This is a genomic window from Spirosoma migulaei (genome assembly GCF_054776855.1).
The window spans coordinates 17375-32649 of the sequence record NZ_BAAHBG010000036.1 but is presented as its reverse complement, the minus strand read 5'-3'; the positions used below and the strand labels follow the sequence as shown (position 1 = coordinate 32649).

16 protein-coding genes and 1 pseudogene are annotated in these 15275 nt (G+C 50.9%); 7 read left to right on the top strand and 10 right to left on the bottom strand.

Features of this window, described 5'->3' with window-relative positions; genetic code table 11:
* Positions 1–22: 22 nt before the first annotated feature.
* A complete protein-coding gene (locus ACYVGO_RS32580) occupies positions 23–928 on the bottom strand; it encodes a hypothetical protein (protein WP_460972919.1) in 906 nt (301 codons plus the stop codon).
* Between the two features lie 56 nt (positions 929–984).
* Positions 985–1551, bottom strand: a complete 567-nt coding sequence (locus tag ACYVGO_RS32575; RefSeq protein WP_460972918.1) for a hypothetical protein — start codon at positions 1549–1551, stop codon at positions 985–987.
* 275 nt (positions 1552–1826) lie between these two features.
* Here ACYVGO_RS32575 and ACYVGO_RS32570 point away from each other — a divergent pair, with 275 nt between their 5' ends.
* Together ACYVGO_RS32570 and ACYVGO_RS32565 are read left to right on the top strand one after the other, a co-directional pair.
* Positions 1827–2033, top strand: a complete 207-nt coding sequence (locus ACYVGO_RS32570; RefSeq protein WP_460972917.1) for a hypothetical protein — start codon at positions 1827–1829, stop codon at positions 2031–2033.
* 1 nt (position 2034) lies between these two features.
* Entirely contained in the window at positions 2035–2325 is a 291-nt protein-coding gene (locus tag ACYVGO_RS32565; RefSeq protein ID WP_460972916.1) for a type II toxin-antitoxin system death-on-curing family toxin, read from the top strand.
* Positions 2326–2417: 92 nt separating this feature from the next.
* Here the strand turns inward: ACYVGO_RS32565 and ACYVGO_RS32560 are convergent, their stop codons facing one another.
* From ACYVGO_RS32560 to ACYVGO_RS32545, 4 genes and pseudogenes are all read right to left on the bottom strand, one after another.
* Entirely contained in the window at positions 2418–2591 is a 174-nt protein-coding gene (locus ACYVGO_RS32560; RefSeq protein ID WP_460972915.1) for a DUF1622 domain-containing protein, read from the bottom strand.
* On the bottom strand, positions 2592–2780 hold the full coding sequence (locus ACYVGO_RS32555) for a hypothetical protein (RefSeq protein ID WP_460972914.1): 189 nt from the start codon (positions 2778–2780) through the stop codon (positions 2592–2594).
* A gap of 29 nt (positions 2781–2809) precedes the next feature.
* Positions 2810–4065: pseudogene (locus tag ACYVGO_RS32550) on the bottom strand (DUF2254 domain-containing protein).
* A gap of 38 nt (positions 4066–4103) precedes the next feature.
* Positions 4104–4682 carry a fasciclin domain-containing protein gene (locus ACYVGO_RS32545; RefSeq protein ID WP_460972913.1) on the bottom strand — a complete coding sequence of 193 codons (579 nt, stop codon included), beginning with the start codon at positions 4680–4682 and terminating at the stop codon, positions 4104–4106.
* A gap of 61 nt (positions 4683–4743) precedes the next feature.
* On the opposite strand from ACYVGO_RS32545, the gene ACYVGO_RS32540 reads away from it, so the two are divergent.
* Entirely contained in the window at positions 4744–5001 is a 258-nt protein-coding gene (locus ACYVGO_RS32540) for a hypothetical protein (protein WP_460972912.1), read from the top strand.
* 63 nt (positions 5002–5064) lie between these two features.
* Here the strand turns inward: ACYVGO_RS32540 and ACYVGO_RS32535 are convergent, their stop codons facing one another.
* The 4 genes from ACYVGO_RS32535 to ACYVGO_RS32520 all read right to left on the bottom strand — a co-directional run bounded on the left by ACYVGO_RS32535 (position 5065) and on the right by ACYVGO_RS32520 (position 11422).
* Positions 5065–5496, bottom strand: coding sequence for a DUF2147 domain-containing protein (locus ACYVGO_RS32535; RefSeq protein ID WP_460972911.1), 432 nt, complete (start codon positions 5494–5496; stop codon positions 5065–5067).
* A gap of 60 nt (positions 5497–5556) precedes the next feature.
* Entirely contained in the window at positions 5557–6981 is a 1425-nt protein-coding gene (locus ACYVGO_RS32530) for a TolC family protein (protein ID WP_460972962.1), read from the bottom strand.
* 61 nt (positions 6982–7042) lie between these two features.
* Positions 7043–10258, bottom strand: coding sequence for an efflux RND transporter permease subunit (locus tag ACYVGO_RS32525; RefSeq protein WP_460972910.1), 3216 nt, complete (start codon positions 10256–10258; stop codon positions 7043–7045).
* Between the two features lie 30 nt (positions 10259–10288).
* Positions 10289–11422: an efflux RND transporter periplasmic adaptor subunit gene (locus ACYVGO_RS32520; RefSeq protein WP_460972909.1), complete on the bottom strand. Its 1134-nt coding sequence runs from the start codon at positions 11420–11422 to the stop codon at positions 10289–10291.
* A gap of 336 nt (positions 11423–11758) precedes the next feature.
* Here ACYVGO_RS32520 and ACYVGO_RS32515 point away from each other — a divergent pair, with 336 nt between their 5' ends.
* From ACYVGO_RS32515 to ACYVGO_RS32500, 4 genes are all read left to right on the top strand, one after another.
* Positions 11759–12298 carry a hypothetical protein gene (locus ACYVGO_RS32515; RefSeq protein ID WP_460972908.1) on the top strand — a complete coding sequence of 180 codons (540 nt, stop codon included), beginning with the start codon at positions 11759–11761 and terminating at the stop codon, positions 12296–12298.
* 129 nt (positions 12299–12427) lie between these two features.
* On the top strand, positions 12428–13771 hold the full coding sequence (locus ACYVGO_RS32510) for a vanadium-dependent haloperoxidase (RefSeq protein WP_460972907.1): 1344 nt from the start codon (positions 12428–12430) through the stop codon (positions 13769–13771).
* 133 nt (positions 13772–13904) lie between these two features.
* Positions 13905–14828 carry a universal stress protein gene (locus ACYVGO_RS32505; protein WP_460972906.1) on the top strand — a complete coding sequence of 308 codons (924 nt, stop codon included), beginning with the start codon at positions 13905–13907 and terminating at the stop codon, positions 14826–14828.
* A gap of 38 nt (positions 14829–14866) precedes the next feature.
* On the top strand, positions 14867–15226 hold the full coding sequence (locus tag ACYVGO_RS32500; RefSeq protein WP_460972905.1) for a hypothetical protein: 360 nt from the start codon (positions 14867–14869) through the stop codon (positions 15224–15226).
* Positions 15227–15275 lie beyond the last annotated feature (49 nt).

The window sequence follows — 15275 nt, the reverse complement described above, 5'->3', positions numbered from 1 at the left end:
CCAACTCCTGCTTATTTTCTTCCTAAAAAAACCAGAAACTGTCCCGCAACTGAACCGTTACTGATCCCAGATAGGCATCGTTTGTATAGACGGACGCCCGATAGGTACCCGGCTCAAGCGCTACCGTTGGATGAAACCTGAAATTTATCTGCTGTTTCGTTCCGGTGAACTTAACCGTTTGAATCTCATCAACGGGTATCATCAGGTTGCCGGATGGCAGGGTGATGGTGGCCAGTGGCAGCGGCCTCGCCGGTGATCGGCCCGCCTCATGGACCAGGCTTAAATAAACGTCCTTCGTACCCTCCAGATGTCGTTCAGCCGGTACCGTAAACGAGAGACTCAGCGCGTCTACTTTTTTGGCTTTCGCTGTTACTTTCTGATTTGATTTCAAGAGACTTACCTGGAAGGCATCCCCCGTAACGGCTGAGGTAGATACCATCGTTTTTAGTTTAGCGTCCCGTTGGTTGATCGCTTGCTGCAATTCCCGATTCTGTTGATTGACTTCGCTTAGCCGATCTTCTTTTCCACGCATGAGGGCCAGTTGATTCGATAAACTGTCGCGAAGTTGCCCGGAGTCAACACCATTGGTTTCCGGTACGGCTGGAAACATTCGATTAATGCGGGCTCCTTCTAAAACGCCTAGCCGGTCGTAAGCCTTTTCTAATAAGTCATTCAATCCATTGAGTTGATCATTTAACGAAGCGTTTTCCTGCTTGGCGTCCGCCAGTTGGCTACGAAGTGCGTCTAATTGCTCGTTTAACTGCGTTTTATCCGCTTGCGACGAGTCCGCCTGTGGTTTAGCCTGAGCGCTGGTAGCATCGGGCTGGAGCGACTGACTCCAGTAATAAACGCCACCAAGGGCGAGCAGAAGCAGACCAAGTAGCAGGAGGACTTTATTCGTTTTGGATGAATGCGCTTCTGTTTCCATAAGGATGGTCAATTAGAACTAGGTTAGGAGAGCCGTTTACAAGTCAGACGGGCAGCTTAGCGCTTAGTCGTTGAGTCCGTAAGGATTGGCGTGGGTTTGTAAAACATGACCAGTGTTCCCAAACGCTTGTTGGGGCCGGTAACAGGCGCCGACAGTTCATATGGGGTTTTATCGTTAAAATAAACGTCTTGCTGCTGAAGTAAATACGTTGGAAAGCGGCTGGCGAAACCAATTCCCTGATTTTTCTTATTGGTCGAAATCGTCACTTTCCCGGCAGGGTCAACCAGCAAAACTTCCAGAACGCCTTTATCTTTCACCAGCGTGTTGAAATACTCGTTAATCTCACCCGGCTTGTTCTGCAACAGGGCATTACGTACCGCCCAGACGAATGTTTTCATACCGAACATAAGCTGCTGGCGGTCAACAGCGCGTTGATTTGTCTGGACGGAACTGCGCAGGGCTTCGCGCTCCTGAGTGTAGTCTTTGGTCAATTGGGTATTCTTGTACAGTAAATAGCCCAAGCCAAGTACCAATAAAATGAGTACGCCATAAAGGACAAGCATCCATCTGGAACTGGGCTTTGTTAGGCTGGTTTCCTGTTTTTTGTGTTGTTCGGTAGTCATGATTGTCATCGGTATGGTAACAATGCGATCCAAAGTAATTCAAGCGCGAATTGTTACGTATCGTTAATAGTCGTTAGAAACAGATAAACAGACTGTTACAGCCTGATTAATACTTAAATAACACCGGGCGACTTAGACAGGACTTAATAAAACCTTAGAATTCAGTTAGAATGAGGTTGCGGGCTAAACACTCCGGAAAGCAAACGTAACAGCATTTATGCGCCAACGCAGCTGCCCGATACCCAACGCGGAGAACTTCCGGATACTGTGTATTTTTGCTAAAACAGAAGGAGTATGACAACGCTGGAGAAAAACAGAAGCTGGTTAAAAAGATGCAGATGGTTCCTGAAAATTATTATGATGATCTGAATCAGTTGCTGGATACCATTCTTGCCTCGGAAAAACAACGTAACGAGAAATTTGACGAACTACTGGCTAAAACCTCAATTAAATATAAGGCGGTGTGGGAAGCCTTTGCTTAAGATGATTTATTTGACGAAAGCTGAGGTTATTGCCATTAATCATAATCAGGTACATCTATTTGGCGGCAACCTTCTGTATGAAGAAAATCTGGATTATTTACTGGAAGCTGTACAAGCCGAAATGTTTGGTGAACCACTTTATCCAGAAATTTATCAGAAAGCAGGCGTGTATTTATTCAACATAATCAGCAATCATATTTTTCAGGATGGCAACAAGCATACTGGTTTACAGGCAGCGACTATCTTTATGCTACTAAATAGATTTGATTTCAACGCTTCCGTCACGGACTAAATCTTAATCAATTTCACACTCGCCGTAGCCTAAGCTGAGTACACGCTGGAAACCGAGCAGAACTGGTTCAGGGATCATATTCAGGCTGTAGTTTAGTTTGGTATGGGCTTTTCCCGCTGGGTGTCACCCCGCTTCTCCGCGTTACGTAGTTCGCGCTCCAGAAAATAGTTGATCGCCGTTCGCAGTACGGCAATAGCCACCAGCAGGCCAATGTCATTACAGGTTGGGGCAACAGCCGTTTTCAGAATATCGGCGCCCAACTCCAACTATAAGGCCAGGGCCAGCGAACGACCCAGCGATAACCGGATTTCTTCTTTGGGAACCATCAGGCTTCGGTCGGTAACGATCGCGTATAAAAAGTTTCCCAACGACCGCAGGGAGGCAATGACAATAGCCGCACCCGCTTCAATCCAGCGGGCCAGCAGGAGCGTAGCGGCTTTGATGAATTCTTCCATTGGATGAACAGCCGGTCAGGACCAGGTTTTCATGAGTTTTTTATAGAGATCACGCACCTGCTGCTTTCGTAATCGGTGTCCAGCGTCTGGTTGGTATAATCCATGAGCAATTCCGCTTGCTGCCGCAGAATGGGTTTGCGTTCGTCGGAACAAGTTGCCACATAAACCAGTGACAGTGCCCGAAGCAATCGTCGAAACACGGCGTGATTGCCTTTTGCATTAATGCGAGGCAGGTCAAATGCCAGCCGGATGTAACCCTCGAAATCGGTACTCCGTACCAGTACGCGCAGGTGTTTCCCGTCGGAGCGCAACCGGGCTGGAAACTCACGGCGAGCCAGCCGTTCGCCAACCGCGCCGAGGTAATGTCCACTAACTGCTGAATACCGAATGCGACGTCCTGCTCTACATTGCGATGTCGCCCGATGCTGACATAGTCCATCAGGTCATTGGGCCAATCGGCTTCCTCGGGCTCAGGCCGCTCCATGCCACTGCGAACACTAAAGAGCACAGAGCCTTCCCCGATAAAGGCACCCATCTCTTTCTCAATTCGTAATACTACTCGGTGCCGGGTCGCCCAGCTTAGCAAACCGTCCGTATTGATTTGCTGGAGATAGCCTGTCTGCCTGGCGATAACGGGTCGCCAGCCCGCCTGTTCGTCGGCGTAGTCAAGGGCGTCTTTCGCCTTTTGTGGATCATCAATGGGTTCGCCAAACTGGTCGGGAAACAACTCATCGATGGCTTTGTTGGTTTCGTGAAAAATATGTTGGACAATCGTTCCCGTCTGTAGCGATTCGGCAATATGATGAATAAAGAAAATCAGGGCTGCTACGCCCCCTAGAGCCAGCAACAGACCCGCCAAAACCGCCGTAGATGGTACAAACTTCACCTCATCGGTGCCCCGGATGGTACCCAGCACAATCAGGCAGTACGAAAATACCCCGACAAAATAACCCATAACGACCTGATTGACCCGGTCGCGCATGAAGTTACGCAGCACTCGGGGCGAATACTGGCTGCTTACCTGTGAAATGGTAGCGAGGGTAAGCGAAAAGGCTAGTGCTGCTACGGTCAGCATGGAGCCTGCAATGGCCGACAGCATACCTCTGGCCCCATCAGCCCCCGACGCGAAGAGGAGCGGGAATTGTTTTTCGCCATGCCAACTGGTGTGGGCATCAAACCCTACAAGGCCATAGGCTAGTCCAAACGAAGCCAGAACCAGTAGACCCGGTACAAACCTGAGGGATTCCTGTAATTGTTGCCAATACTGGCGAAGGCGGATAGGCATAAAGGCGTGCGATGCGACTAAGTCGAACTGGGCAATAGTTATCGAACAATGGGGCCTTTAGGCGAATCGCGCTGGAGTACTTTGTTGATCGAATACACCACCCCATTGGTGGCTCTAACGTCGGCCTGAATTACATCAGCGACAGTGCCCCGTCCGTCTTTAACCGTAATGTAATTCTCCTGTTTATGAATGGTTAAAATCTGACCTGTCAGGTTGGTTAGCGTCTGACCATCTTTCAACTGGTCTGAGGTTATCCGACCTTTTACAACGTGGTAAGCGAGTAGGTTAATGAGCCGATTTTTGCTTGATGGTAGCAATAGTTCGGACAACGAAGGCTTTGACAGCGCCGAAAACGCACCGTTATTGGGGGCAAATACGGTATAGGGACCCTGGCCTGATGCTTGCTCGAGTAAGCCCGACGCTTTTAGTAACTGGAGCAGGGTCGTGTGGTCGGGCGACTGGGCCGCGCTGAGTGCCAGATTGCTCCCCGTCTTCACGCCACTAGCCTTTAACGTGGCACCGGGCATTGTGGACGACGTTTGGGCCAGAAGAGGAGGAGCCAGGAATAGTAGTAGGCCTCCGATGAGGCAAAAAATCAGCGAATAAGTTAGTTTCATGATCAACCGTTTTTGGTAGGTTACAAATTGGCAAACCGAACGGTCGGCTATCAGATTAACCTTGAGACAAGATGATTGTTTTTTGAACGTGTTGGGTACTCGATACGGTGGACGTAGTCATGGGTCCGGCTACCGATGGGGGCTACTATTTACTGGGGATGAATCGGCCTCGCCCGTTTTTATTTCAGGAGATGCCCTGGAGTCTGCCGGAGCTTGCCAGCGCACCGAACTGGCTATTTTACAACATGACCTGACCTACGTCCGACTCGATGAGCTAACCGATATTGACGAATGGGCAGACTATGAATGGTATCTGTGATCCGTTGCGTAGGACAACAGCTGGCAGATGTGAAAGGCGACTTATCAGGAACGCGGCAAAACGCTATTGCTTTTCCTGGCGAGTCATTATGAATTTCCGATGAAGCAGTTTGATGCCTTTGTAGATGGTTACGTTAATGACCTGCGGCCTGGACATTTGTACCTCAGCGTTTAAGGAAATCCCGGTCTTTGGGTGAATTAAGCGTCCCCCAGCCCAAACCTCTCCATCGAAACGAAGGTCGCGGATGAGAAGACTATCTTTCATTAAGCCGAAGTTTTGCTCGCCTGCCTGGTCAACCTCGGCTACTCGGGCAAAGTAAAGACCTCCTTTTCGGTAAATATCAACGCTAGATCCCTTGGAAGGAAATTGCCACCGGCCTATGATTCGGTCTGCGGGTTGGTCCGCTTTTGCGCTAAGCAGGAAGAAAAGCAGTAACATAAACCATTGGGGACGCTGATGGATGAATAGGGTTTTGGATTCATTAGGCTTATTCACAATAATCTAGATTTATTGACACCAGGTAAAATTATAGTTTTGTTCGAGCGTATTCTACCACTACTCCCAGCCTCCACCCAGCGCCCGATACAGATCCGTTATTGCCAGAAATTGGGCCTGCTTGGTGTTAATAAGGGCCAGTTCGGCTTCCAGGACGCTCCGTTGAGCCGTGATGACTTCCAGATACGACGCATATCCACCCCGAAACAAATCGTTCGAGGTCGAGACGGCCTGTTCCAAAACGGCTACTTCCTGCGCCTGCAACTCGGCCACCGAACGGTAATTCTCGACGCCCCGCAGTTGAGTCGATACCTCGCTGAAACCCGTCAGAATAGCCTGCTGATACCGATACAACGATTCCCGGCTCTGCGCCACCGTCTGCTGGTAGTTGGCTTTCACCGAACGCCGGTTCAGGATGGGGGCCGACAAACCACCCAGTAAACCCGCAGCAATGGACGCCGGGTTGAACAGCACCCCCGTTCGGAAGGCGTTCAGGCCCAGGTAAGCCGTCAGGTTCAGACTGGGCAGAAATTCAGCGCGGGCGACGTCGATATCAAAATTTGCCGCCTGAAGATCAAGTTCAGCCTGCCGAATATCGGGTCGGCGAACCAGCATCTGCGCCGGGATGCCCGTCCGTACCTGGCCGGGAAGCTTGCGATCCTGGAGGGATTTTCCCCGGGCAATGGGTTGGGGATACCGACCCAGTAGTCGATTCATCTGATTCTCGTTCTCCACAATTTGTTGCTGAACCTGCCCTTGCCTGCTTCGGGTATTTAGCAATTGAGCACTGAATTGCTGAACGGCCAGCTCGGTTACCCGACCTGCTTCTTTTTGAATTCGGACAAGCTCCAGCGCATTCTGTTGATAATCAATGTTTTTCTGGAGAATTTCCAGTTCGCCATCTAAGGCCAGTAGCGCGTAATAGTGCCGGGCAATTTCAGCCACCAGGGCGGTTATTACGGCATGACGGCCCTTCTCCGACGCGAGCAGGCGCAGGTAGGCCGCTTTTTTTCGGTTGTGAAGTTTCCCCCAGATATCGATTTCCCAGCTACTGCGGGCACCCAGGAAATAGTCGGGCGTGGGATTGGGTGTCAGTTGATTGCCCCGAATATTATCCGATAAGTTGGTATCAAAATTCCCAACCCCGTTCATGGTGTACTGCCCGTATCGGTCTACTCCCGCCGACGCCACGGCATTGACCTGGGGGGCCAGCGCCCCCTGACTGTACGTGAAGGAGGCTCGCGCCATTTCAATTCGTTGCGTGGCAATGCGCAGATCCAGATTACTGGTCAGGGCGGTGTCGATCAGTTGCGTCAGTTGGGGATCAGCAAAGAACGTTCGCCAGTTCTGACGGGTAATTCCCGTCGAATCCGATTGACCCGCAAAGGAAACAGGCAGGGGCCGGTTGGTCGACTGGAGTACGGTATTGGGTAATTGACAACTGCTCAGCAAGAGTAAGTAGATAACACTACACGGGGCTACCATCCGGTGCAAAGGCCTGATAAAAGATTTTGCCCACCAGGTTTTAGCCCGATTTGGTGTTGATTTATTTAATGATGGTTCCATTGACGTGCGTTTGGGTGGATAGTTCAATAATGCCGATTTCAGTCTCCTGGGTGTAGTGGTCCTGCGGTTCGTCATCGACTGGCGGCTTGGATTGAAAGCGTTCAGCAAGTTTGGCGAAGAACACATACAGACCGGGTACAATGACCAGCCCAAACAGCGTACCGGTGAGCATACCCCCAGCCGCTGCCGTTCCGATGGATCGGTTGCCTAGGGCGCCAGCGCCCGTTGCCAGGCAGAGCGGAATCAGGCCCGCGATAAAGGCGAAGGAGGTCATCAGGATCGGGCGCAGCCGGGAAACCGCACCCTCCACGGCTGCTTTTAGAATGGGTAAACCTTCCTTCTGCCGCTGGCTGGCAAACTCAACGATCAGAATGGCGTTTTTACCCAGCAGGCCAATGAGCATCACCAGCGCTACCTGCGCGTAGATGTTGTTCTGAAGGCCCAGCAGATAGAGAAAGAAAAAGGACCCGAATATGCCCGTAGGCAGCGACAGCAGAACGGAAAGCGGCAAAAACACACTTTCGTACTGCGCCATCAGCAGGATATACACGAACACTAAACAGATCGCGAAAATATAAATCGCCTGATTCCCTGACTCTACCTCCTCCCGCGACATGCCCGACCACTCGTAGGCGTAGCCTTTGGGAAGGGTCTGAGCGGCCACTTCCTGAACGGCCCGGATCGCGTCACCGCTGCTGTAGCCCGGGGCGGCATCGCCATTGATCATGGCCGAGGTGTACATGTTGTAGCGAGTCAGCTGCTCGGGGCCGTAAACGCGTTCCAGGGTAACGAAGTTGGCATAGGGCACCATTTCGCCCTGATCGTTCTTGACCCGCATGTTCAGTACATCTTCGGGTTTGGTTCGGTAACGAGGGGCCGCTTGCACCATCACTTTGTACATCTGCCCGAAGCGGATGAAGTTGGAGGCATAATAACTGCCCATCATCGTTTGCAGCGTACTCATGGCATTGTCGATGGAAACGCCTTTCTGGGACGCTTTCTCCTGATCGACATGCAGCAGATACTGGGGGAAATTTGGGTCGAAGCTGGTAAAGGCATCGCTAATTTCGGGCCGTTTTTTCAGGGCCGCAATGAAATCCTGCGCGGCCTTAGCCGTTTGGTTCAGATCACCACTGCGGCCCCGATCCAGCATGCGTAGTTCAAAACCACTCGAATTCCCAAAGCCGGGTACGGTGGGAGGGGGGAAAAACTGAATCGTCGCATCGGTGATGCCTTTGGTTTTTTCTTCCAGCGTTGCAATCAGTTCCTGCATCGACTGGTGGCGCTCCTCCCAGGGCTTGAGGTTAATCATGCCCATGCCATAGGACGCCCCCGCCCCGTCGGTCAGCAGGCTATAGCCCGCCAGCGTCGATACGTTCTCGACCGATTCCTGCTCAGCCGCTACGGCTTCAATGGCATCCATGACTTTCTCGGTTCGGTCGACAGTGGCCCCGGCGGGAGTGGTCACGTTGACGTAAATCATGCCCTGATCTTCGGTCGGAATAAACCCGCCCGGCAGAACGGTGCTGATGCCCCAGGTGGCCACGATAAACAGCAATAACAGCCCCCAGGTAATGACGCCCCGGTTGGCCATCCGACTCAGTAATCCCTGATACCTGCCCGCCAGCGATTCGTAGCCCCGGTTGAATTTAGCGAAGAAGCGGCCCAGCACCCCTTTCTGCCCGCCGTGTACGGGGCGGAGCAGAATCGCACACAGGGCGGGCGTCAAGGTCAGCGCATTGACGCCGGAGATGACAATAGCAATGGCCAGCGTGAGCGAGAATTGTCGGTAGAAAATGCCCACCGGCCCCGACATAAAGGCGACCGGAATAAATACCGCCGACATCACCAGGGTAATGGCCACGATGGCCCCGGCAATATCGCTCATGGCCGAAAAGGTAGCGGCTCGGGGCGTCAGGTGGGACTCCTCCATTTTAGCGTGAACAGCCTCCACGACCACAATGGCGTTATCGACCACAATCCCGATGGCCAGCACCAACGCAAACAGGGTGAGCAGGTTGATGGAGAAACCAATCAGGCTCATAAAAGCGAACGTACCGATCAGGGCCACCGGCACGGCCAACGCGCAGATCAGCGTGGAGCGCCAGTCCTGCAAAAACAGGAACACAATAATGAACACCAGCACAAAGGCTTCGATCAACGTGCGAACCACTTCGTGAATAGAGGCATCCAGAAACCGCGAGACGTCGTAGGCGTAATTGTAGGTCATGCCCGTTGGAAACGAGCTTTCTTTGAGTTCCGCCATTCGTGTTTTGACGTTGGCAATCACGTCGCTGGCGTTGGAGCCGGGCCGCTGTTTGAGCATGATGGCCGCCGATGGCCGTCCGTCGTTTTTGGAGAGTACGCCATAATCCAGCGAGCCAAATTCCACATCGGCCACATCTTTCAGCCGCAGGGGAGAGCCGTCGGCGTTGGTGCGCAGGATAAGGTTTTCGTACTGAGCCGGTTCAAAAAACTTACCCGTGTAGCGCAGTACATATTGAAGCGTTTGAGGGTCCTGGTCGGCACTTTCACCTGCTTTACCGGGAGCGGCTTCGACATTCTGCTTGCGAATACCGGCAATCACTTCGTCGGGCGATACGTCATAGGCCGTCATGCGGTCGGGTTTGAGCCAAACCCGCATGGAGTAATCCCGGCTGCCCATAATGGCGGCAAAACCCACCCCATCGATCCGTTTCAGTTCGGCCAGTACGTTGATGTCGGCGAAATTGTAGATGAATTTTTCATCCACTTTTGGATCGTCGCTGACAATATTGAGGTACAGCAGCATACTGTTTACCTCTTTTTCGGTAACGACCCCGGCCTTGATGACTTCTTCGGGCAGCTCGTCCATGACGGTCGTCACCCGGTTTTGTACGTTAACAGCCGCCAGATCGGGGTCCGTACCGACTTTAAAGAAAACGGTAATCAGGGTGGTGCCATCATTGCCCGAAATGGAGGTCATATAAGACATATTGGGCACCCCGTTGATGGCCCGTTCAAGTGGGGTAGCGACGGCTTTAACGCAGACATCGGCACTGGCTCCGGTGTATCTGGTGGTTACGGTGACCGATGGGGGCACAATGTCGGGGAACTGCGTAACGGGCAGACCCGTTAGGGCCAGCACACCCATTAGCACAATCAGGACCGAAATGGCGGTGGAGAGTAAAGGCCTTTTTATGAATATAGTAAACATAGGGATGGGGGAGTCGTTACAAATCGTTCATTAGCGGGCCGACGCATACAGGGCCTGTAAACTTTTGGCAGGAAGTGATTTTGGGATAATGTGCATCCCATCTTTGAGGCTCTGAATTCCCTCATAGACAATGCGATCGCCAGGCTTCAGGCCCGATTGAACGATGTAGAACTGATCGACCCGGCTGCTGGGAACAAAATTTCGGGATCGGACTTTATTGGTAGCGTCAACGACATACACGAAGTTTTTGTCCTGCACCTCAAAGACGGCTCGCTGGGGAACGAGGACGGCATCATCTACGTCGGTGGTCAGGCGAATTTTGCCCGTAGCCCCGTGCCGGAGCAGGCGTTTGGGATTAGGGAAGGTAGCCCGGAAGGCAATGGTACCAGAATTACCTTCGAAGACCGTTTCGGTGGTTTCAATTTTGCCTTTGTAGGGGTAGGGCGAATCATCGGCCAGCAGCAATTCGACTTCCCGAACAGTCGTTTTTTCGGGGTCAAGCCGTTTTTTGATGAAAGACAGGTACTCTTTCTCCGATACGTTAAAATACGCGTACATCTGCTGAAGATCGGAAATGGAAGTGAGGAGAGCCCCTTCTTCGATCAGACTACCCCGTTTAAAGGGTATTCGATTAATAACCCCATCGAAGGGTGCCCGAATGCTGGTCAGTGAGACATGAAACCGGGCCTTGTTGAGGGCGGATCGGGCTCCATTGATACCTGCCCGGGCAGTTTCCAGTTTCGATCTGGCCAGCTTAAGTTCGGAGGGTGAAATCACGTTTTTATCCACCAGCAGTTTCACCCGGCCCATTTCCACTTCAGCCGATTCGGCCTGGGCAGTAGCACTTTCCAGACTGGACTGTGCCCGATCCACTTCCACCTGATATTCGGTTGGGTTGAGCTGAAACAGCAGCTGTCCTTTGTGGACGGGCTTTCCTTCGTCGACCAGAATCTTATCCAGATAGCCTGCTACTCTGGCGCGAACTTCCACATTCTGCACGGCTTCCAGGTTGCTGGCGTAGTCGTGGTCGAGGGTGGCATCCTGGGGAGTCAACTGAATGACCGGAAGCGTTGGCGCCGACTCCTGCTTTTTCTCGCTGTGAGCCGAGCAGGAGGCCAGTATAATCGTACTAAGTAGGGCAAGTATGCCTAAATAAGATTGCATAAGGAAGTAGGGTCTGAAAACAGGATGATTAGTTCGCTAAGTCGCTATCTGAATAACAGCTAGTTGACTTTACCACCCTGGCAAATACGGTTGACCATGTAAAGGCCAGCTTAGAAAATTATTAGAATTTGCTTAGAGTCACTCTAATCGGCAGGATTCAACCTGTAAAAACACAATATCCTCTATGGCATGAACCTAGTGAAATGACCACTTGAAACGCAGAATGAGAAAGCCTGACCTTAGTCATATCACGACCTGATTCTTTGTTAAGTTATAGGTTCTATTTTGTGAGTGCCATTTGAAATCCCGACCTTTGGGAGATCAATGTCTTGATTCGTGAAGTCGCTACCAGCCATCGGATTTTTAGTACTGTTGCTTTATCATCTGATCGGGCTGCCCCTGGCTGTACTTACGTTTGAGGAGTCATACGAATCGGCAACTCAGGTTTCGGCCAAAGACGAATGGAAAGTTGTTAAACTACCTATTTCATTACCCTATACATCGGCCTGGCAAAATCCAGACGGCCAGGAAGGTTTGGTACAGGATGGCGATGAGTTCTACAACATCGTTCATCAGGAGTATGCCAATGATACACTGTATACCCTGCTCAAGACCAACCAAAATGCCAAGGAGCACTTTGTTGAACTGGCCGGGCAGTGGCAGCCGAACAGCGATGAGCAAACGCCCACTAAATCGCCCCTAAGCAAGCTGCTTAAACTGCTCAAAGCGCGACTGAAAACGTACCTGTCTCCTACGGCTTATCGACTGGAACTGCCAAGCCTACTGCCTGGGCTGGCTTGTGCTGATTACGCCGATGTGCAAGCGTCAACCTATGGCGCTGACCTTTCTCATACGACGCCCCCGCCCGAACAATAGCCGCTTTCTTTTTCTGTTTTGATGAGCTTTTCCTAACTGGTGCAATACCCGGTCGGGTCTGGATTGTCTTGTTAGTTCACATTGGGCGTATCCAGCAATACGTCCAAAATCCACATTGGCTATTTTTCCATGAAACATCTATCAATTCGTAATGTCCTGTGGCTGACTCTCGCCTTAAGCAGTTGCCAGCCAAATGCTACCCCTGAGCAATACAATGCTCAGGCCGCCAATCCTCAACTGTTGTATGACTGTTCCAAAACGTTGACGGATATTATCATCCATGATATTTTCAAGCCACCCGTCGCCAGCCGGATTTATGGCTATACCTATCTGGCAACCTACGAAGCTCTCCGACCTGGTTATACGGGTTATCCCTCACTGTTGGGTAAGCTCAATGGGTCAACTCCCGGCCCAACTCCCAAGCCGGGAGAGGCCTATTGTTTCCCTTTAGCAGGCCTGAAAGCCTTTCTAACCGTTGCCCGTGCCTTAACGTTTTCGGCAGATTTGTGGGATACGTTCGATAAAGAATTCACGCCCAAATTAGAAGCACTGCCTGTGCCGGGCGATGTATATGATCGCTCGATGCAATACGGGGAAGAAGTGGCTAAACACATATTAGCCTATGCCGGAAAAGACCACTATAAGGAAACACGTGGGTTTCGCTATAGTGTTACCAATAAACCCGGTACCTGGGTGCCCACGCCACCGGCTTATGCCGATGCCTGCGAACCCCAATGGAATACGGTTCGGTTGTTTACACTGGATTCGGCCCGGCAGTTTCGCTGCCCACCACCAGCTAAATACGACTTGAATCCGAAAAGTCCCTTCTGGAAATTAACGCAGGAAGTATATGCCATCGGCAAACGACAGGATAAAAACGAGCAGGCCATTGCCTATTTCTGGGACGATAATGGCTTTGTGACCAACGTAGCGGGGCATGTGATGTTTGCCAGTAAAAAAATGACGCCCCCCGGCCATTGGCTGGCCATTGCCACTTCGCTGGCCAAACAGCAGAAATTCAGCATGATTCAGGCGGCCCAATTGTATTCGCTGGCATCCATTGCCATGTATGATGCCTTTATTGCCTGTTGGGATGAGAAGTATACCAGCGTCAGGATTCGGCCCGAAACCGTCATCAATGCTAATATCGATCCCAACTGGCGACCTTTTCTGGAGACACCTGCTTTTCCTGAGTATGTGAGTGGGCACAGCGATATTTCGGCAGCTGCGGGTCGAGTTATTGCCAAATTGGTAGGCCCCACTGTTGCGTTTACAGATTCAACGGAGCATCCATATGGACATGGGGTTCGGTCTTTTCCCTCTGTTGAAGCGGCCTACCAGGAGGCTTCTGTCAGTCGTGTGTATGGGGGTATTCATTACCGGGATGGGGTTGAAGAAGGCACTAGACAGGGTGAGCACGTTGGCGACTGGGTGTTAACTAGGTTACTGGATAATCCGATGGCTACGAGGTGATGAGTACCAATTCACAGAGGTGCAAGAAATTGATTCTAAGCAATTTCTAAGGATTGCTTAATCTTTCCTTAACACTATTGAGTATCTTTCGTTTGATCGTCTTTCTGACCGGAAAGATGTTGCCCCTTACTGTATGGAAGCCCTTGACAGCATACTTGTTCCCATAGATTTTACGGAGTGCTCACTTAATGCCTTATCGGTTGCTATAACCCTAAGTCATAGGCAACAAACCCAGCTGCATCTTCTTTATGTACTTAATAAAGATATAGCTCGGACGGATGCTTCTGATGAACAGGGAACAAACCTGCCGAGTGAACATCTTATTCGGGAAGGAACTGATATGATCCAGATGCTGGCCACCGTAACGGCTCAAGAGCAGCAGATTAATTGTACCGGTAGTTGCCGAGTCGGGGTAATTCCGGCTGAGATCGTTGCGATTGCCAGCCAAGTCCAGGCGAGCTTAATTGTCATGGGCACGCAAAGTGGAGCTGATGCAGAGGCCTTTCGGCTAAATTCAGAAGCTTACCAGGTTATCCAGGAAGCCGTCTGTCCCGTACTTACTGTTCCCGGTCACCAAAAATGGGCTAATTTTAAGCGTATCCTATTTCCGGTACGCCCTGTGCCAGGGGCTTTGGATAAATACGAATTTGCCCGTCAGTTAATTCAAAAAAACACGGCTGAACTAACGGTCTTAGCGCTTTCGGCACCTGAGGAGGTAATTAGTATTCGCCAGTTGCAGGAGGAAATCATTGTGCTGAATACAAAGCTGGCTCAGGATGGAGTAGGTAGCCAAACGGTTTTTAGTCAAACAGACTTTATGGCGGAAACCGTTCTGGACAAAGCCAATGAATTAAACGCTGATTTGTTGATCATTACAGCTGGATTAGTCACCACCACGGCTAATTTTTTCATTGGCTCATTCACCCAGCAAATTATTCATAATGCCTATTTACCAGTGCTGTCTATTCGGCCAGATACCGATATAGCGCAACGAGCAGGCCAGGTATTCTGGCAGTACGGTCGAGACGATCCGGGCCTTAGCGCTATTGGCTTATAAGGCTACGCTTATTAGTTCACCAAATTAATTAGTCCATTATGAACGAAAAACAAACCTATATCCAGCGAGCTGCAGACTGGGCCAACGCACGGGGTTTCAGCGATATACGCGCTAATATTGAGGGGTATGAGAAGCCAATCAGCTATGGTCGCCAACAGGACGGAGAATCATTCATACCTGATGTAACCGGCAAACAATTCGAGCAGAAATCGTACTTTGAAGTAATGATTAAAACAGACCAGGTAACCTCCATCGTATCGAAACTAAAATTGCTGAGTCAGATGGCGACAGTACGGGGAGGCCAACTTTATTTGATGGTGCCAAAAGGGAGCCTGCCATTTACGAAAGCGATGGTAGCCGAAAGTCGAGTCACTGCTGAAGTCATTAATTTACTTTAATTAAATTGATTGGCTGAACACAAAACCGCTACCAGAGATCTAGGCTCCA